The following is an 18,934-nucleotide window of genomic DNA, read 5'->3' on the forward strand; positions in this document are numbered from 1 at the left end:
CACAATCACACAAGTCATTATCCGATAGATCACAATTGCGATCCTAGCAATTTGGCGATGCCGGTGTCGAGAACTTATTGATTTGTCAGGTTTATGTTAAGGTTTTATTACAATTAAGCATCGACACAATAACAAAACCTGTGCTGACACCACAGGTACAGAGATTGAAGATAAATGGCGCAATGCGGAGGTGGGGGAAGAGACTTAAATTTAAATAACTCTTGCTTAAATAAATACCTCGTGTATAAATAGCGTCATCGGTTTGTAGTACAGACCTTATGAAAGCAGTTTTAGTAAAGCAGTTCTCAGTATTAGTGATATCCCATAGATACCTCTTCTTCCGCGAATTTCCTTCTCTAGTGCCCAAGTAAGTTTCCAATAAAAACAGACCTCAATCGCCTTATGGCGTCTCAAAAATATAAAGGAAATATCTATGTCTACTAAAATGACTGGTTTGGTAAAATGGTTTGATGCAGGTAAAGGTTTTGGCTTTATCTCCCCGGCAGACGGCAGCAAAGACGTGTTCGTGCACTTCTCCGCTATCCAGAGCAATGATTTCAAAACGCTTGATGAAGGTCAGCGCGTTGAATTCACTATCGAAAACGGTCAGAAGGGTCCTTCTGCCGGCAACGTAGTAGTTTTATAATTTATAGGTAGTGTTTTATTTCTTACGATAGCGAAGAAGGTATAAACCGGAGCAGCTAAGAAATAAAAGAATTACCTGAATAAACTCCGGGATTACCCGGAGTTTATCTAAAATATTTATATTCAGAATATTCCAATAGCAATAGTTATTGGCAACAGCAAAAAAGATTGGTGTCGTAATAATAATAACGGCCGCGATTGAGTCTATTTTGCTGTTGTGAAAAAGTTGTGCTTAGGCTGCGTAAGGTTGGAGTGTTGGACGGACGCTTACGCCATAACATGACAGTCGGGAAAGTGACCGACAAACATTGATGACCCTGGCCGAAAGCCGGGGTTTTTTTATGCATATTGTTCAGGCGAGCAGGGCTGGCCCAGGGGGAAGCAGACCAGCCAGAGCATGAGCGTTAGTCGCGCTGGGAATCCAGCACTTCGTTATTTTTCACTACGTCCTGGGCTTTAACGTAGCTTTCAATCAGCAGTTGATACGCAGGGAAGATTTTGGTGTAAACCTCGGCCCATTGTTGTGCATCCTCGCGATTCCAGCTGCCCTGAAGTTCAGAGGCCACACCGGCGGTATCGATCGGTACCACACCTGCCTGCACCACACGCGCCAGGGTAATTTCCTGCGCCATTTTCGAATAGGTACCCGAGGCGTCGATAACGGCAAAGACTTTATAGCCTTCGGCAACGGCGCTGATCGACGGGAAGGCCATGCAAACACTGGTGATGGTACCGGCGATAATCAGGGTTTTGCGGCCGGTCGCTTTAACGGCTGCAACAAAATCGGGGTTATCCCAGGCGTTGATCTCACCTTTGCGCGCCACATATTGCGCATGCGGGGCATTTTGGTGGATCTCAGGGATCAAAGGGCCATTCGGACCTTGCGGTACTGATGCTGTGGTAATGACCGGTAACTTGCTCAGCGTAGCGATACTGGCCAGGGCACCAGCGCGAGCGCGCAGTTCCGTCATTGGCATATCGCCGACGGTTTGAAACAGGCCACTCTGGTGGTCAATCAACAACATGACCGCGTCATTGGCATCAATAACAGGACGCTGACCATTAAAGTTTGCTGGAGTGCTCATCTTTTATTCCTCTGTAATCGGGACGTTGAAAACAATTAATGCTGCCTAACCAAGATGTAATCTCAGCGTTTGGAAACAGTGTAGGGGCAGGGGAAAATTCCGCTAGAGGGTTAACTCAGGATGCATCGTTCTATTTAAGGAACGATAAAGGCAGGTGAAGACGATGGTTTTTTGTGCGCGCCAACTGCGTTATCGCACCGGTACGGGACTTATTGATAGGTGATAATGCACAGCGGGAATAGTCACCGCAATGAATTTTATTAACCCTATCAAATAGTTGGCCTAATTCCGATAATGCCTTACTTAGCGCATTGAATTTGCACCAGATACCTCTTTGTGATTAGTAAACCGCACGTTTTGACTGTCCCTCTCCGCCCATGAGTTTTATCCTCGGACTCAATCAGTATTTGTATGATTTATGAAAATACATTCACATGGAGGAGTTCTTATGCGTTTCGACAATAAAGTGGTCATCATCACCGGGGCAGGCAACGGGATGGGGGAAGCGGCGGCACGCCGGTTTTCCGCTGAGGGCGCAACCGTGGTGCTGGCTGACTGGGCAAAGGAAGCGGTAGATAAAGTGGCGGCCTCGCTGCCGAAAGGCAAGGCACTGGCGGTGCATATCGACGTTTCTGACCACGTCGCGGTTGAAAAAATGATGAACGAAGTCGCGGAGAAATTGGGCCGCATCGACGTGCTGTTAAACAATGCCGGTGTGCACGTTGCGGGTAGCGTGCTGGAAACCAGCGTAGCTGACTGGCGCCGTATCGCCGGGGTCGATATTGACGGCGTGGTGTTCTGTTCCAAATTTGCCATGCCGTATCTGCTGAAAACCAAAGGCTGCATCGTTAACACCGCATCGGTCTCAGGCCTGGGCGGCGACTGGGGCGCGGCATATTACTGCGCGGCCAAAGGGGCAGTGGTAAACCTGACGCGTGCCATGGCGCTCGATCACGGTGGTGATGGCGTGCGGGTGAACTCGGTGTGCCCGAGCCTGGTAAAAACCAATATGACCAACGGCTGGCCGCAGGAGATCCGCGACAAATTCAACGAACGCATTGCTTTGGGCCGAGCGGCAGAGCCGGAAGAAGTGGCTGCGGTGATGGCATTCCTGGCCAGTGACGACGCCAGCTTTATCAACGGTGCCAATATCCCGGTTGACGGTGGGGCGACTGCCTCAGACGGCCAACCGAAGATTGTTTAAGCGTTAATCATCAGGCCCGGCAAGGCTAAACGCCGGGCCTGCGTGCTTTACACCCCGATCCGATCGCGCAGTGTGTAGTAGGCCGCGCCAATGGCGGTAAACGGGATTTGCAGGTTGCGACCGCCGAAGAACGGCAGGTGCGGCAGCTTGGCAAAGGCATCGAAGCGTTCCGCATCGCCCTGCATTAACTCGGCAATCAATTTACCCGCCAGATGGGTACAGGTCACGCCGTGGCCGCTGTAGCCCTGCATGTAATAAACGTTGTTTTCCAGTCGGCCGAACTGCGGCATACGCGACAGCGTCAGCAGGAAATTGCCGGTCCAGCGGTAGTCGATATTTACCCCTTTCAACTGCGGGAAGGTTTTCAGCAGTTTCGGGCGGATCAGATTGTCGATATCGTCCGGATCGCGGGCACCGTACACCACGCCACCGCCGTACAGCAGGCGGTTATCGCCGGTAATACGATAATAATCCAGCAGATAGTTACAGTCCTCGACGCAGTAATTTTGTGGGATCAACGACTGCGCCACTTCTGGTGCCAGCGGCTCGGTGGCAACCACCTGTGTGCCGCACGGCATGCTGCGTTTGGCCAGTCTTGGCTCCAGCTTATCGCCCAGATAAGCGTTACCGGCCACGATCACATAACGCGCCTTCACCTGCCCATTAGCGGTACTGACCATGGCCGGTTCGCCGTGGCGAATATTGGTCACGGCCGATTGTTCGAAGATCCGCCCACCCTGCAGGCGAATGGCTTCGGCTTCCCCGAGTGCCAGATTCAATGGATGAATATGACCACCGCTATGATCCAGCAGCGCGCCGACGTAGCGCTCGCTGTTGACCTCTTGACGGATACGCCCGGCGTCCAGCAGCTCAAGTTGAGTATTACCGTAGCGTTCCCAGTTCTGCTTCTGTTCGATCAACGCATGGTATTGCCGGTTGTTCAGTGCGGCGAAGATGCCACCGGGGCGATAGTCACATTCGATGGCGTACCTTTGGATACGGCTGCGAATGATCTCTGCGCCCTCAAACATCATACTGCCGAGAACGCGGGCGCTTTCTGCCCCATAGCGTTGTTCAATCACGTCAATATCGCGGCTGTAAGAGTTGACCAATTGGCCGCCGTTACGGCCGCTGGCGCCGAAACCGATGCGCGCAGATTCCAGCAGCACCACGTTATAGCCGGCTTCTACCAGAAACAGTGCGGAAGACAGACCGGTATAGCCACCGCCGACGATGCAGACGTCGCATTCAATAGAGTCATTCAGCTGCGGGTAGGGCGCGTGGCTGTTGGCCGAGGCCGCATAATAGCTTTTTACATGTTCAGTCATGATATTTGCCCTTATTCCAGCGAAATCCAGGTGGTTTTCAGTTCGGTGAATTTTTCCAGCGCGTGCAGCGATTTGTCGCGACCGTTGCCGCTTTGCTTGTAGCCGCCGAAGGGGACCGTCATATCGCCGTCATTGTAGTTATTGACGAACACCGTACCGGCCTTTAACTGGCGTGCCAGTCGGTGGGCGCGGGACAGGTCACGCGTCCAGATGGCGGCGCCCAGACCGTAGTCGCTGTCGTTGGCCAACTGCATGGCCTGCTGTTCACCGCTAAAACTGGTGACGGCCAATACCGGGCCGAAAATCTCGTCACGCGCCACGCTCATGGTGTTATCCACCTGGGTAAGAATGGTCGGGCCGAGGTAGCCGACATGGCCGCTCTGTGGGTGTTCGCGGCCGTCGAGGAACAGGTCGGCACCCTGGCTCAGGCCCTGTTCGATGTAGTCGGCCACTTTCTCGCAGTGGCCCTGATCGATCAGCGTGCCCATCACCGTCGCCGGATCGAGTGGATCGCCTGGGGTGAAGGCTGCCGCATGTCGTCGCAGCGCCTGTAAGAACTCTTGCTGAATACTCTCTTCCACCAACAGCCGGGTGCCGGCAATGCACACCTGTCCCTGATTATAGAAGATGCCGGCGGCGGCACTCTGCGCGGCCTTGTCCAGATCCGGGCAGTCGGCAAAGATGATATTGGCGCTTTTGCCGCCGGCCTCCAGCCAGACTCGTTTCATATTGGATTGGCCGGCGTAAATCATCAGTTGTTTGGCGACCTGGGTGGATCCGGTGAAGGTCAGGGCGTCGACGTCGTTGTGCAGCGCCAATGCCTTACCGGCATCGTGACCGTAGCCTGGAACAATGTTCAGCACGCCGTCCGGCAATCCGGCCAGTTGGGCCAGCTTGCCCAGATAGATGGCGGTCAACGGGGATTTTTCAGAGGGTTTAAGGATCACGCTGTTGCCGGTGGCCAGCGCCGGGCCGAGTTTCCAACAGGCTAATAACAGCGGAAAGTTCCACGGCACGATGGCGCCGACCACGCCGATAGGCTCGCGTTCAATCAACGCCAGCGCATCACCGCCGGTGGGGGCGATTTCGCCATAAACCTTGTCGACCGCTTCGGCATACCAGCGCAGGCAGCGGATGGCTCCCGGTACGTCATCGCGCAGGCTGTGGCGGATCGGTTTGCCGGTATCCAGCGTTTCCAGCAGCGCCAGTTCCTCCTGATGCTGTTCCATCAGGTTCGCCAACTGCAACAAAGTGGTTTTGCGCTGTGCCGGAGCCGCCCTGGACCAGTCACCGCGCTCAAATACTTCACGCGCTGCACTGACCGCCAGATCGATATCGACGCTGGTGCCCCGGGCAACCTGGGTCAACTCACGTTGCCCGGCGGGATCCTCCACGGCAAAGGTTTGGCCTTCGGCGGCCTGCTGATAGCGGCCATTGATAAACAGTCGGTTCTCAATTTTCAGGGCCTGCGCCCGGTGTTGCCAATACTGCAAATGGTGGAAGTCCATACCTTGCTCCGTTGATCAGAATGTCGTCGGCGTATGGGCGCTGATAATCCGGCAAATCCGCGCCGACGTGTTGCTGAAACTGTGGGGAATGCCGGTGTTGATGGCGTAGCTCTGACCGGCCGACAGGTGATAGGCCTGCCCGTTGACCTGCAAAACCACTTCGCCTTCCAGCAGGGTGCCAATCTCTTCCCCCTGATGCTTGATGCGTTCGCCGGTGGTGGTACCCGGTTCATAGGTTTCGATCATCATCGCCAGGGTGCGATTAGGGTCGCCGTTGTGGATCAACTTCATCGATACCCCCTGGCTGCCAATCTCAATCAGATCCTGGCTGTCGATCACAATCTGTGGTTCATCCGGTATTTCCGGTTCGGCGAAAAACGCCGACAGTGACAGCCCATACACCGTCAGCAGCTTTTGCAAGGTACTGATGGCCGGGCTGACCTTGTCCTGCTCGATGGTGCTGATGGCGCTGTGGGTTAATCCAGACAGTTCGGCCGCGCGGCGCTGCGACAATCCCAATTGCTGGCGGATTTGCGACAGGCGTTTTCCCGGTGCCAAGCTGACATCGCTCATGGGCGTTTTTCCTTTTGATAGTTCCAGCAGGCGCTAATGAAACCCTCAAACAGCAGGCGTGACAGAGCGTACTCCTCACTGTTCCATTCCGGGTGCCATTGCACACCCAGCGCGAAAGGCTGGTCGCGCAGGCTGATGGCCTCCACCAATCCATCGGCGGCGTGGGCCTCAATACGTACGCCGGGGCCAAGGGTTTTTGCCCCCTGGCCATGCAGTGAGTTCACCCAGAATCTGTTGCAATCCGGTATCAGTTGCGAGAGCAGGCCGCCTTCCTGAACGATGACTTCGTGGGCGGGGGCGTATTGTTGTTCCAGCGGCAGGTCGTGATCTTCACGGTGCTCGAGCAGTTCGGGTAATTCAAACAGCCGGCGGTGCAGGGTGCCCTGGCTGGCGACCACCATTTCTTGCATGCCGCGGCAAATGGCGAAAAGGGGAATGCGCCTGTCGAGCGAGTGGCGGATCAGCGCCAGGCTCAATTCATCTCGCCCAGGATCGGCGTCAGGCTCATCGCCGTTTTCACCATAAAGGTGCGGCTGCACATTACTGGGGCTGCCCGGCAGCACAATACCGTCGAGGTGCTCCAGCAATTCTTCCAGCAGTTTCGGCTCAGCCAGCGCGTGTGGCAGGGCGATTGGCAGCCCTCCGGCAGCGACTACGGCATTTAGGTACTTTTCTTGCAAGGTCTGAGTGAGGTGCCCGTTTAACCTATACCTGCACATCACTACGCCGACCACCGGCCTGTTAAATATATTGCCCATGCTGTCCCCTTGGTATGTTCGAAATTATGAACGATAAGCTTCTCCACTGCCGTTTTCGTTCAATATTTTATAAATCTAGCAGTCAAATGGGCAATATTCAAACTCAAAGTAACACTTGCAAAACAATTTTGTTGCATCTATGTTTCATTGGTGGACATTATATTGAGCAAGATGGTCAAAAAACATCGACGGCAATAAGTGTGAGAACCACAGACAAAAACATACATGGCGGGTGAATCATGCAGACCAACATAGTAGAAGTGGAAAACTTTGTTCAGCATCATGAAGAAAAGCGAAGTAGCGCGTTCCAGCGTGAAGTGAAGAACTACCTGGAGCGTTATCCATTAACTCAGCACGTTGACGTTCTGCTGACCGACCTTAACGGCAGCTTCCGCGGCAAACGTATTCCGGTCGCTGGGTTGAGCAAACTGGAGAAGGGGTGTTACTTCCCGGCGTCGGTGTTTGCGATGGATATTCTCGGCAATGTGGTTGAGGAAGCCGGTCTGGGGCAGGAGCTGGGTGAGCCGGATCATATCTGCGTGCCGGTGCTGGGCACCCTGACAGCGTCGGCGGCGGATCCGCAATATATCGGCCAGGTGTTGCTCACCATGCTCGATGAAGATGGTACTCCCTTTGACGTTGAACCGCGCAATGTGCTGAACCGAGTGTGGCAGCGTTTGCGTCAGCGCGGGCTATCCCCCGTAGTAGCGGTAGAGTTGGAGTTCTATCTCATCGATCGCCAACGCGATTCGGAAGGCTATCTGCAGCCGCCGTGTGCGCCGGGCACCCAGGAGCGCAATACCCAAAGCCAGGTGTACTCGGTCGATAATCTTAACCACTTTGCCGACGTGCTGAGCGAGATTGACGAATTGGCGCGAATGCAGGGCCTGCCGGCAGACGGTGCGGTGGCGGAGGCTTCACCCGGCCAGTTTGAAGTCAATCTGCATCATACCGACAACGTCCTGCAGGCCTGTGACCATGCGCTGGCATTAAAACGCCTGATCCGCATGGTGGCGGAAAACCACAACATGCAGGCCACCTTTATGGCCAAACCCTACGAAGAACACGCCGGTAGCGGCATGCACGTGCATATCAGCATGCTGGACCGGCAGGGCAACAACGTACTGGCAGACGACGACGGTGAAGACTCCGCGCTGCTGAAACAGGCGCTGGCCGGGATGATTGCCCTGATGCCTTCTTCTATTGCGTTGCTGGCACCGAACGTTAACGCCTATCGTCGTTTCCAGCCGGGCATGTACGTGCCGACCCAGGCGTCCTGGGGTCATAACAACCGCACCGTGGCGCTGCGCATTCCCTGCGGCGATCGCGACAGTCATCGCGTGGAGTATCGCGTAGCCGGTGCGGATGCCAACCCTTATCTGGTCATGGCGACCATTCTGGCCGGCATTGTCTACGGCCTGGAAACCACCCTGCCGCTGCAAGAGCCGGTGACCGGCAACGGGCTGGAGCAGGAGGGGCTACCGTTTCCGATCCGCCAAAGCGATGCGCTGTATGAGTTTGAGCATCAGCCGGTACTGAATGCCCTGCTGGGCGAAAGGTTCAGCCATGTTTACCTGGCTTGTAAAACGGATGAGCTGGTGCAGTTTGAGCGCCTGATCACCGAAACCGAAATCGAGTGGATGCTGAAAAACGCCTGACCCGCTCGACGCCAATCCTACCGCGCGCGTATGGCGCATTCCGCCGGCTATCCTGTGGCCTGCGATGCTGCGCGCTGCGGTAAAGCATTGCTTCCACTTTGGCGTACAGGACGCCGGCGAGGAAATAACCATGACAGCCATAACTGTTTCATCCGTCTGCGCAGGCATCTGCCTGTGCCGCAGTGAATACGGGCCAGCCGCTGGCCGAGTTTTATTGTCTTTAAATCGCACTTCCCGCCGCCTGAGCAGCAGTTTCCCCGCGGCCTCTCTGAATGACGTTAAACGGTTACCAGCAGAGGACAACGAGGGGAAGAGCCATGACGACTAATGTGACTGACGCAAATGAGGCAGCCAAGCCGCAACTGCGTAAAAGCCTGAAGCTGTGGCAAGTGGTGATGATGGGCCTGGCCTATCTGACACCAATGACGGTGTTCGACACTTTCGGCATCGTCTCCGGCCTTACCGACGGTCACGTACCGGCCTCCTATTTACTGGCGCTGGCCGGCGTGCTGTTTACCGCCATCAGCTACGGCAAGCTGGTGCGCCAGTTCCCGACCGCCGGTTCAGCCTACACCTATGCGCAAAAAGCCATAAATCCGCACGTCGGTTTTTTGGTGGGTTGGTCTTCACTGCTCGATTATCTGTTCCTGCCGATGATCAATACCCTGTTGGCGAAGATTTACCTGACGGCGTTGTTCCCGGAAGTGCCGCCGTGGATATGGGTGGTGGGCTTTGTGATTATCATTACCGCCATCAACCTGAAAAGCGTCAATCTGGTGGCCAACTTCAATACCCTGTTCGTACTGGCCCAGGTGGCAATCATTGTGGTGTTTATCTTCCTGGTGGTACGTGGCCTGCACAACGGTGAAGGACTGGGGACGGTATGGAGCCTGCAACCCTTCGTCAGCGAAAATGCGCATTTACTGCCGATCATCACCGGCGCCACCATCTTGTGTTTCTCGTTCCTCGGCTTTGATGCGGTGACCACGCTATGTGAAGAAACGCCCGATGCCGCCAGGGTGATCCCGCGCGCTATCTTTCTGACGGCGCTGTATGGTGGGGTGATCTTCATCAGTGTGTCATTCTTTATCCAACTGTTTTTCCCTTCCATTCAGCGGTTCCATCAGCCGGATGCGGCACTGCCGGAAATTGCGCTGTACGTGGGCGGCAAGCTGTTCCAGTCGATTTTCCTGTGCGTCACCTTTATCAACACCCTGGCCTCGGGCCTGGCATCGCATGCCAGCGTTTCACGGTTGTTGTATGTGATGGGGCGCGATAACGTGTTCCCGGAAAAATATTTCGGCTATATCCACCCGAAATGGCGCACGCCATCACTCAACGTGTTGCTGGTGGGGCTGGTCGCACTGTCTGCGTTGTCTTTCGATCTGGTCACGGCGACCGCATTGATCAACTTCGGTGCGCTGGTGGCTTTTACCTTCGTTAACCTGTCGGTGATCAGTCATTTCTATATTCGCGAGGGGCGTAACAAGAGCTGGAAGGATCGCTTCAACTATCTGTTCCTGCCATTGGTCGGGGCGTTAACGGTTGGCGTGTTGTGGTTAAACCTGGAAAAAAGCTCGCTGACCATGGGACTGATCTGGGCGGTTATGGGCTTTGGTTACCTGGCGTATCTCACCCGGCGTTTCCGCCAGCCGCCACCGCAGCTGGAACGACAACCGCAGCAATAACTGAGTCAGGCGGGGTTTCCCGCCTTTCTTTTTTGTCCGTCGGACAGTAGAGTGAAAATACTGATAAAAAATAACCGATTGGATCACCTCCATGTCTTCACTCCCCGTTTCGTATAAAGCCACTTTGCTCGGTCTGCTGGCGATCCTGCTGTGGAGCAGCGTGGTTGGCCTGATCCGCAGCGTCAGCGAAGGGTTGGGGCCCATTGGCGGTGCCGCGATGATTTACAGCGTCAGCGCAGTTTTCCTGCTGTTGGCGCTCCGGCTACCCAATCTTCGCCATTTTCCACGCGCCTACCTGCTCCTCGGCAGCCTGCTGTTTGTCAGCTATGAAATCTGTCTGTCGCTGTCGCTGGGCTATGCCAACACCCGCCTGCAGGCCATCGAGGTCGGGATGATCAACTACCTTTGGCCCTGTTTCACCGTACTGATGGCGCTGGTGTTTAACGGACAAAAGGCCAAGTGGTGGCTACTGCCCGGATTACTGCTGTCATTGTTCGGTATCGGTTGGATCATGAGCGGTGAGGGCGGCTGGTCGCCGGCGCAAATGCTGGCTAACGTACGCAGTAATCCATTGAGTTATTCGCTGGCCTTCGGCGGCGCGATAATTTGGGCGTTATATTGCAACCTGACCAAGAGAATTGCCCAGGGCCATAACGGCGTGGTGCTGTTTATTACCCTGACCGCCGTTGCGCTGTGGGTGAAATACGCCTTTAGCCACGAAAGCGGCATGCAGTTCACCCTGCCGGTGACCCTGACGTTACTCTGTGCCGGCATGGCGATGGGGGCGGGGTACGCGGCGTGGAATGTGGGTATTTTGCACGGCAATATGACGCTGTTGGCGACGGTATCCTATTTTACCCCGGTGCTGTCGGCGGTATTTGCCGCACTGGTATTGAATACCGCACTGACCGCCAGTTTCTGGCAGGGCGTGGTAATGGTGACTCTGGGATCGTTAATTTGTTGGCGGGCAACCCGAGGAAACTAACGGAAATGCTCCGCCGGTTGCCCAATGTTGAACTAGAATCTAACTAGCAGACAAACATGAAGGAACATAAAAATGAGAGACGATATCCAATTCATTCAGCAGCCAGAGATTGACGGTGGAAGTTATATGCGCGGTGATACCGTGCGCCTGACTACCGCCAATCTGCGCCATGAATATCAGCTTGATGTCAGCATTCTGCGCCGGGAAGACAAACTGATTTATGGCTCGGTGATCGCCGCCGCGCCGAAGGTGGATATCCCGCCCAGGGAGTGGGAGATCCAGCCGGGGCAAGAGGTGGTATTCCGTAAGGAAAATATCGCCAAGGCAATACCTTCAATTAGCTGAATCCTGGCAAGTGTTCCGCCGTATCCTCCGTTTTCCTCAGTAGCATTCCCAAGAAATGCCGGTGCTAAAAACACCGGCTTTTTCATTTCTGCGAAAAGATCCGGTAACTTTTTGTGTTGCGCACAATTGGCACAGAAACTGCTTTAAAAATCACCGTGCATGACAAAAATCACAGCGAACGTGAATTTTCATGAAACATAATTTGACAAATGTGAACGCAATCGATTACCTATTCGCGAAATGCATAACTGGATCACAGATTCTTACACCCGGTGATTTCTATAATGCGCGCGTCGCCCAAGAAGTTTGTAAGCGGAGGCAACGCCAGGTGTCGTCAGACTCATTGTCATCTTTTCTAACGGGCAGGAAATGGCCCTTTAAGCATGTGGTAATAAAATGAAAAAAATAGCTCTCGCAGCAGGTGTACTACTCGCAGCGTCTTACAGTGCAGCATCAATGGCTGATAGCAAAGACAGCCAATACGTCTCGGATTGGTGGCACCAGAGCGTTAACGTGGTGGGCAGCTACCACACCCGTTTCGGACCTCAGTTGAACAACGACGTCTACCTGGAGTACGAAGCCTTCGCTAAAAAAGATTGGTTTGATTTCTATGGTTACGTCGATGTGCCTAAATTCTTCGGCGTTGGCAACACCCCGGACCGTGGTATCTGGGACAAGGGCTCACCGATGTTTATGGAGATCGAACCTCGTTTCTCCATCGACAAACTGACCGGTACCGATCTGAGCTTTGGTCCATTCAAAGAATGGTACTTCGCCAACAACTACATCTATGACCTGGGCCACGACACCGACGGCCGTCAGAACACCTGGTACATGGGTCTGGGCACCGATATCGAAACCGGCCTGCCGATGAGCCTGTCGATGAACATCTATGCCAAATACCAGTGGGAAAACTATCAGGCTGCCAACGAAAACAGCTGGGATGGTTACCGCTTCAAGGTGAAATACTTTGTGCCGTTGACCCAGGTGTGGGGCGGCAATCTGAGCTACATCGGCTTTACCAACTTTGACTTTGGTTCCGATTTGGGCAAAGACAGCAACTGGACCGACGGCACTGGCAAACAGGTTCGCACCAGCAACTCGATCGCTTCCAGCCATATTCTGGCGCTGAACTACGATCACTGGCACTACTCCTTCGTAGCTCGTTATTTCCATAACGGTGGCCAATGGCAGGATGGGGCAGATATTGGTACTCCACAAGGCCCAATCAAATCTACCGGCTGGGGCTACTACCTGGTCGCCGGTTATAACTTCTGATTTTCCGTGGTATCAGAAACAGAAAACCCCGCTTTGGCGGGGTTTTTTTTCGTCATCACTGCACTTGTTCAGCGGGTAAATGTCGCACCGGCATAAATAATCGTCCTTTGATTACGTGGCATTCATTATCAATCCAACTGATGATTTGTTCACGGCTCACGCCTTCGGATTGAGCGTAGCGGTGAAGATCGCCATTAAAGTGCTGCGTGATATATTCCATGAGGGTCATTTGCATGTCTTTTGCTCCTGAACGCCCACCCGTCGCCAACTGGCTACCGCGGGAGGTTAAGGTTTCTCAGACGCTGAATTTAAAGTATTGGCAACCAAATCTCAACAAAAAGCACTGTATTGGTGCATCTGATGTCTAATTATTGGTAAAAAGAATCCCGCACTGAGCGGCGGGAAATCGTCAGAATTATCATTCTGGATGATAATAAATGATTTGAGGTGCGACGAAAAAGAGCAAGCTAACTCTTTTTTGTGACACTGCCAAACTACGGCAAGACTTATTTTGCTGCAAGAAAAATCTGGGCTTAAAATTCGGTTTTATCGAATTGTTTTGAGCTGGAATAATATTTCGCAACATTGCCTGCCACAGGTCTCTAAAGGGGGTCATACTCTCAGAGTTTTCCGCATGCTTTATGTGGGGAATTAGGCTTATAGTGACGTTAATAACCCATGCAGGAAGTGAAATCATGAGCAAACGTCGTACTACTCTCACAGTGCTGGCGCTGATTGTTTCGATGGGCCTGTCATCCGCCCCGGCATTTGCCGATAAAGGGGGCAACGGTAACGGTAACGGTCATGGCAACAGTGGCAATCATGGCAACAGCGGTAATCATGGTAATAACGGCAGTCATGGAAATAAAGCCAAAGGCAACGAGAGTGACCAGGGGCTGGTTTCCGTCAGTATTACCCGCGATCGTGCACGTTCACTGGCACGAAACTATGGTTTGACCGGCTACAGCTCATTGCCGCCGGGGATTGCAAAAAATCTGGCGCGCGGCAAGCCGCTGCCTCCGGGCATCGCCAAGAAAATGGTGCCGTCATCCATGTTGCGAGACCTGCCTTACTACCCGGGCTATGAGTGGCGTATTGCCGGTGACGATCTGGTGCTGGTGGCGCTGAGTACCGCCCTGGTGGCCTCGGTGATCAACGGCGTATTTAACTAAGATTACACACTCCGTTTTAAAGCCTCGCCTCGGCGAGGCTTTAAAGTTGCTGACAAAGCAGGAAAAAACGTGGTTTTTCCTGCTTTGTGGCGATCAGCCGAAAATCAATAAATTGATTTTCCTGATTTTTATTTATCGACATCTACTCGCTCTGGGCAAGAATGAGGTTTGTCATCAGTCTAAAGCCTCGCTTCGGCGAGGCTTTTTATTTGCCTGGGGTAGGGGAACGTGGTGAACTCTTTTCCTGATTATTTTCGAGAAGATAAGGAATGGTCATGTTCAGGACGTTATTGATTGCCTGCTGTCTGGTCAGTTTTTCAGCGCTGGCGGACGGCGGTGTGGCGCTCGGCGAACTGGTTAATCAGCGGTTGGCTTATATGAAGGACGTTGCCGGTTACAAGGCGCAGCAGCATTTGCCGATCGAGGATTTGGCGCAGGAATCTAAAGTGCTGGCTGGCGCGCAAGCAGAGGCAGAACGCCTGGGATTGGATCCGCTGACGGTGCGGCCATTTATCCTGGCGCAAATGGATGCCGCCAAGGCAATTCAGTACCGTTTCCGCGCCGACTGGCTGGCACAACCGGAAAATGACTGGCAGCCGCGCCCGCTGGATAGCGTGCGGCCACAAATTGCCGAACTCAGCAGCCGCATTTTACAGCGGCTGGCGCAGCAGTTGAAAACCGGTCCGCTGACCGAAGCCGCCCGTAACAGTTTCATTCATACTCTAACGCAGACTAACCTCAGTGAGGCCGACAAGCAGCGGCTGTTTACCGCCTTACTGGCCGTTCGGGCCGGCAAAGCGGGGTGATCGGCAGGATTAATCGCCACCGGCACCGCTACGCTGGAAAGTCAGCACCCGGCTGCGGTTGGCGATCAAATTCACGCTATAACCACGAAAGTACAGGCAAAAACGCTTCTGCCACGGACCGTCGCTGCTTTCGACCAGCATGCGGCCCTGACCCAGTGAGCTGATAGTGCCGTACTGCGCTGCGGGGCCAACGCCGATGTGTACCTGGTCACCGCAAATTTCAAAGGCGGTGCGGTATTGCGGGTGATACCACAAACCCTGCACGTGTTTCAGACACTCGCGGTTGGCCGTGACCGGAAGGAAACGGCGTTCCACGTGGCAGACTTCTCCCTCAACCGCTTCGCCGGTCCATTTCAGCCGCATCGGCATATGGGCGGAAAGCGAGACCGCGTAGCCGTCATCGGCCTGATACAGCGGTTCATCGCTCCCCATATAGGCGACATTACCGTCCTTCACTTCCAGCCAGTAGGGATCGGCCACCGTGGTGTAAATGCCATCGGGAATGGCGCTGCTGCGTTGCGGTAGCGTTGCGCCCAGTAAGGCGGCCATCACCTGCAATGCCATGCCGAAACTGTCGCAGTCCTCGCGGTTAGCCACCAGTGCGACACCGACTTGCCTATCGGGTGCCAGCAGGAAGTAGGTTTTGTAACCGGCGTGGGAGCCGCCGTGTCCCAGCAGACGATGTTTGCCGAGCGGGGTTTGCGCCAGCCCCAGCCCGTAAGCGCTGAGTTGCCCCTGATTGAGATGTCGCGGAGCGCTCAGTTGCGCCAGCACGCCGCGCCCCGGCCCCTGATCGGCCAGCAGCGTTTGCAACCAGCGGGTGAGGGCATTGGCGCTGCCGGTCAGACTGCCGGAGGCGGAGAGATGCAGGCCGGCACTGGCCAGTTGCCAACCCTGTTTTGAACGCCAGTAACCGGGGGTTAGCCCCGGCACCACGTCAAACCAGCTCTCTGGCGCCCGTAGCTGCACTTTTAGCGGCTGGGCGATGTGTTGCTGCACCAGATGGTTAAAGTCATACCCCTTGGCTTGCAGCGCCGCCTCAACCAGGCGATAGCCGGTATTGGTATAGGTGATTTCGCTGCCGGCCGGATAGTTCAGCCCGCCAAGCTCCTGAAGGAACTGCATCACCGGTTGCGCTTCGCTGCGGGTATGTACCGAGATGCCCAGCAGCCCGAGGGTTTCACGCACGTCAGGCAGCCCACTGGTCATATCCAGCGCCTGACCGACGGTAACGTCCGTCAGCGGGGCCTGTAGCTCAGGCAGCAAGTCGCCAAGCCGGTCATCCAGGTTCAGGGCGTTGTCGGTGGCGTTCAGCGCCAGCGCGGCAAAAATATGTTTGGTCACCGACGCATAACGCACCACGCTGTCGGCGGTAAAAGGGGTTTCTTGTGCCAGGTCAGCCAGACCGGCGCTGGCGCACGCCTGGACCTGTGCGGCATCGAACAGGGTAATGGCACCGCCGGGCTCGCCGTCGCGCTGCCAATCAGCCAGCAACTGCTCGGCGCATGCCTGTGCGGCGCGCCAGTTTAGTGGGACTACGGACATACATCGCCTCCAGAGTAAGTTCCTGATTTGTGCCTCAGCGGGCTTTTCGCCAGATTGTCGCGTACCGCGAAATCCCTGTGCCGCTGTTTTGTGCGCTGTTCCGACCAGATAGGCAGATTTTCGATCAAAACTGCGATGCAGTACGCAAATCGAAACGGTGGAGGGAGAGAAGCAAGATGTGCGCCAGAAAATTAGCCGGCTAAGAAATATCGTTCAGAGGGCGTGCTGGCTGCGGGGCGATAACCTGGCCCCGCAGCAGGGACGAAAAGGGTTAGCGCGGCTGGCCACCCCAGGACAGCAGGCTGTCGATCATTTGTTTCAGCAGGCGTTGCAGGGAAGCGGCGCGCTGTGGGTCAAAGGCAAAGGGATAGTGTTCGGACATGTAGTTCACCTGCGCCAACTCCAGTTGGATCGCGTGCTGCTGCTGGTGCGGTTGTCCATAAGCGCGAGTGATATACCCACCCTTGAAGCGGCCGTTAAGCACGTGGGTGAATTGCTGTTGTTGTTCACAACAGGCAACCAGAAGGTCGCTCAGCGCCGGGGCGCAACTTTCGCCGCCGTTGGTACCCAGATTGAGATCCGGCAGTTTACCGTCGAATAAACGCGGGATCACCGAGGCGATAGAATGCGCATCAAACAGCAGCGCGTAGCCGTGTTTAGCCTTTAACCGCGCCAGTTCGTCTTGCAACTGCTGGTGATACGGCTGCCAGATCTGCTGCAGATAGCCGGCCCGTTCTTGATCAGAAGGTGCCTTGCCCGGCAGAAAACTCGGACGGCCGTCAAACAGCACGTCAGGGTACAGGCCGGTGGTGGCGGTGGTATACAGCGGTTTATCGTCCGCCGGGCGGTTCAGGTCAATGACAAAGCGCGAGTAATTGCCGACCAGCACGCTGGCACCCATCGCACGGGCAAAATCATATAACTGAGGGATATGCCAGTCAGTGTCGGGCAGCGGTCGTGCATCCTCGGTTAAACCGGCCTCAACCGCCGGAGTGAGCCGGGTCCCGGCGTGGGGAATGCTGATCAGCAGCGGCAGGCTGCCGGCGTGGAAATCAAAAGGATCGCGAATGGTCATCAGAATGGCTCCGGGAAACCTCGGCCTTCAGGCCGGGGTGGAAAGGGGGCGGTTTTCAGGCTAACGTCATTTTGCATTTCACATCTTCTCCTTTAAAGTGTGATACATGAAGCGTGCATATAAATACCGGTTTTACCCAACACCTGAACAGTCTGCGCTTTTAGCTCAGACATTCGGCTGTGTGCGCTTCGTCTACAATTCAATCCTCCGCTGGCGCACCGATGCGTACGACGAGCGAAAGGAAAAAATTGGTTATCTACAGGCCAACGCTCGTCTTACGGCCCTCAAAAAAGAGCCTGAATACACATGGCTTAACGAGGTCTCCTGCGTCCCCCTGCAGCAGTCTCTGCGCCATCAACAATCTGCTTTTGCGAACTTTTTCGCGTGTCGTGCTGCGTACCCGGTATTCAAAAGCAAGCGCCATAAACAGGCCGCAGAACTGACTTCCAGTGCCTTCAAATATCGTGACGGCAATTTGTACATGGCAAAAAGCAAAATGCCGTTAAACATCCGCTGGAGCCGTGAATTACCCTCTACACCGTCAACCATTACAATTTCCAGAGACGCTGCAGGACGATTCTTTGTGTCCTGCCTTTGCGAGTTTGAACCTGTATCACTGCCGATGACGGCTAAAATAGTCGGCATTGATGTGGGCTTAAAAGATTTGTTCGTAACCGATAGCGGATTCAAGTCCGGCAATCCTCGCCACACGACTAAATACGCGGCACGCCTGGCGCTACTCCAGTGCCGTTTAAGCAAAAAGGCCAAAGGCTCAAAGAATCGTGCCAAAGCCCGCTTAAAGGTGGCAAAACTCCACGCCAAAATTGCCGATTGCCGTCTGGATAACCTGCACCAGTTATCCCGCAGACTGATTAACGAAAACCAAGTTGTCTGTGTTGAATCTCTTAAAGTGAAAAACATGATCCGCAACCCGAAGCTGTCTAAAGCGATAGCAGACGCTGGCTGGGGCGAACTGGTTCGCCAGCTACAGTACAAGGGGGAATGGGCGGGACGTAGCATTGTCGCTATCGACCCATATTTCCCAAGTTCCAAACGCTGTAGTTGTTGCGGCTTCACCATGAAGAAAATGCCTCTTGATGTACGTCAGTGGGTTTGCCCTGAGTGCGGAGAACCTCATGATCGCGACATTAACGCGGCCCGTAATATCAAAGCTGCCGGGCTGGCAGTGTTAGCCCACGGAGAGCCTGTAAATCCTGAATCGCAGTACGCGGCTTAGGTTCGGCTCGTTGAAGTGGGAATCCCCGTCCTCCAGGGCGGGGA

Annotated in this window: 18 protein-coding genes; 10 read left to right on the forward strand and 8 right to left on the reverse strand. The window is 54.6% G+C overall.

Annotated elements, in window-relative coordinates; all coding sequences use genetic code 11:
• Positions 1-433: 433 nt before the first annotated feature.
• Positions 434-646 carry a transcription antiterminator/RNA stability regulator CspE gene (cspE, locus tag ACSOSI_RS10985; RefSeq protein WP_012006483.1) on the forward strand — a complete coding sequence of 71 codons (213 nt, stop codon included), beginning with the start codon at positions 434-436 and terminating at the stop codon, positions 644-646.
• 403 nt (positions 647-1,049) lie between these two features.
• On the opposite strand, the gene ACSOSI_RS10990 is transcribed toward cspE, so the two are convergent.
• Positions 1,050-1,730 carry a hydrolase gene (locus tag ACSOSI_RS10990; protein ID WP_012006484.1) on the reverse strand — a complete coding sequence of 227 codons (681 nt, stop codon included), beginning with the start codon at positions 1,728-1,730 and terminating at the stop codon, positions 1,050-1,052.
• 448 nt (positions 1,731-2,178) lie between these two features.
• On the opposite strand from ACSOSI_RS10990, the gene budC reads away from it, so the two are divergent.
• Positions 2,179-2,934 (forward strand): meso-2,3-butanediol dehydrogenase, encoded by a 756-nt coding sequence (gene budC, locus ACSOSI_RS10995; RefSeq protein ID WP_012006485.1) that lies wholly within the window; start codon positions 2,179-2,181, stop codon positions 2,932-2,934.
• A 47-nt stretch (positions 2,935-2,981) separates the two neighbouring features.
• Here the strand turns inward: budC and ACSOSI_RS11000 are convergent, their stop codons facing one another.
• From ACSOSI_RS11000 to puuD, 4 genes are read right to left on the reverse strand one after another with little or no spacing between them, the layout of a single operon-like run.
• Positions 2,982-4,262 (reverse strand): NAD(P)/FAD-dependent oxidoreductase, encoded by a 1,281-nt coding sequence (locus ACSOSI_RS11000; protein ID WP_476707056.1) that lies wholly within the window; start codon positions 4,260-4,262, stop codon positions 2,982-2,984.
• An 11-nt stretch (positions 4,263-4,273) separates the two neighbouring features.
• Entirely contained in the window at positions 4,274-5,770 is a 1,497-nt protein-coding gene (gene puuC / locus ACSOSI_RS11005) for an aldehyde dehydrogenase PuuC (RefSeq protein WP_112363753.1), read from the reverse strand.
• 15 nt (positions 5,771-5,785) lie between these two features.
• Positions 5,786-6,343, reverse strand: a complete 558-nt coding sequence (puuR, locus tag ACSOSI_RS11010) for an HTH-type transcriptional regulator PuuR (RefSeq protein ID WP_012006488.1) — start codon at positions 6,341-6,343, stop codon at positions 5,786-5,788.
• Positions 6,340-7,101, reverse strand: coding sequence for a gamma-glutamyl-gamma-aminobutyrate hydrolase (gene puuD, locus ACSOSI_RS11015; RefSeq protein ID WP_476707057.1), 762 nt, complete (start codon positions 7,099-7,101; stop codon positions 6,340-6,342). The genes puuR and puuD overlap by 4 nt, the downstream gene beginning before the upstream one ends.
• Before the next feature lie 239 nt (positions 7,102-7,340).
• Between puuD and ACSOSI_RS11020 the strand changes: the two genes are divergently transcribed.
• The 5 genes from ACSOSI_RS11020 (at position 7,341) to ACSOSI_RS11040 (ending at position 13,055) form a co-directional block, all read left to right on the forward strand.
• The gene (locus ACSOSI_RS11020) at positions 7,341-8,759 is read left to right on the forward strand and encodes a glutamine synthetase family protein (RefSeq protein ID WP_476707058.1); all 1,419 of its coding nucleotides are present in this window, start codon (positions 7,341-7,343) and stop codon (positions 8,757-8,759) included.
• Positions 8,760-9,076: 317 nt separating this feature from the next.
• Positions 9,077-10,447 carry an APC family permease gene (locus ACSOSI_RS11025; RefSeq protein WP_476707059.1) on the forward strand — a complete coding sequence of 457 codons (1,371 nt, stop codon included), beginning with the start codon at positions 9,077-9,079 and terminating at the stop codon, positions 10,445-10,447.
• Between the two features lie 91 nt (positions 10,448-10,538).
• Positions 10,539-11,432 carry an aromatic amino acid DMT transporter YddG gene (yddG, locus tag ACSOSI_RS11030; protein ID WP_115184828.1) on the forward strand — a complete coding sequence of 298 codons (894 nt, stop codon included), beginning with the start codon at positions 10,539-10,541 and terminating at the stop codon, positions 11,430-11,432.
• A gap of 72 nt (positions 11,433-11,504) precedes the next feature.
• Complete coding sequence (locus tag ACSOSI_RS11035; protein ID WP_012006493.1) at positions 11,505-11,777, forward strand: hypothetical protein; 273 nt, start codon at positions 11,505-11,507, stop codon at positions 11,775-11,777.
• A gap of 396 nt (positions 11,778-12,173) precedes the next feature.
• Positions 12,174-13,055, forward strand: a complete 882-nt coding sequence (locus ACSOSI_RS11040) for a nucleoside-specific channel-forming protein Tsx (protein ID WP_476707060.1) — start codon at positions 12,174-12,176, stop codon at positions 13,053-13,055.
• Between the two features lie 55 nt (positions 13,056-13,110).
• On the opposite strand, the gene ACSOSI_RS11045 is transcribed toward ACSOSI_RS11040, so the two are convergent.
• Complete coding sequence (locus ACSOSI_RS11045; RefSeq protein WP_041418544.1) at positions 13,111-13,290, reverse strand: hypothetical protein; 180 nt, start codon at positions 13,288-13,290, stop codon at positions 13,111-13,113.
• A gap of 460 nt (positions 13,291-13,750) precedes the next feature.
• Here ACSOSI_RS11045 and ACSOSI_RS11050 point away from each other — a divergent pair, with 460 nt between their 5' ends.
• Both ACSOSI_RS11050 and ACSOSI_RS11055 read left to right on the forward strand, forming a co-directional pair.
• The gene (locus ACSOSI_RS11050; protein WP_476707061.1) at positions 13,751-14,227 is read left to right on the forward strand and encodes an anti-virulence regulator CigR family protein; all 477 of its coding nucleotides are present in this window, start codon (positions 13,751-13,753) and stop codon (positions 14,225-14,227) included.
• A 275-nt stretch (positions 14,228-14,502) separates the two neighbouring features.
• Positions 14,503-15,033: a chorismate mutase gene (locus tag ACSOSI_RS11055; RefSeq protein ID WP_476707062.1), complete on the forward strand. Its 531-nt coding sequence runs from the start codon at positions 14,503-14,505 to the stop codon at positions 15,031-15,033.
• Positions 15,034-15,042: 9 nt separating this feature from the next.
• On the opposite strand, the gene ACSOSI_RS11060 is transcribed toward ACSOSI_RS11055, so the two are convergent.
• Together ACSOSI_RS11060 and hutG are read right to left on the reverse strand one after the other, a co-directional pair.
• Positions 15,043-16,578, reverse strand: a complete 1,536-nt coding sequence (locus ACSOSI_RS11060) for a serine hydrolase domain-containing protein (protein WP_476707063.1) — start codon at positions 16,576-16,578, stop codon at positions 15,043-15,045.
• Positions 16,579-16,849: 271 nt separating this feature from the next.
• Positions 16,850-17,653: an N-formylglutamate deformylase gene (gene hutG / locus ACSOSI_RS11065; protein ID WP_476707064.1), complete on the reverse strand. Its 804-nt coding sequence runs from the start codon at positions 17,651-17,653 to the stop codon at positions 16,850-16,852.
• Positions 17,654-17,759: 106 nt separating this feature from the next.
• Between hutG and ACSOSI_RS11070 the strand changes: the two genes are divergently transcribed.
• Positions 17,760-18,890 carry an RNA-guided endonuclease InsQ/TnpB family protein gene (locus ACSOSI_RS11070; RefSeq protein ID WP_476707065.1) on the forward strand — a complete coding sequence of 377 codons (1,131 nt, stop codon included), beginning with the start codon at positions 17,760-17,762 and terminating at the stop codon, positions 18,888-18,890.
• The last annotated feature ends 44 nt before the right edge of the window (positions 18,891-18,934 follow it).

It is taken from the genome of Serratia sp. AR11 (assembly GCF_056376275.1).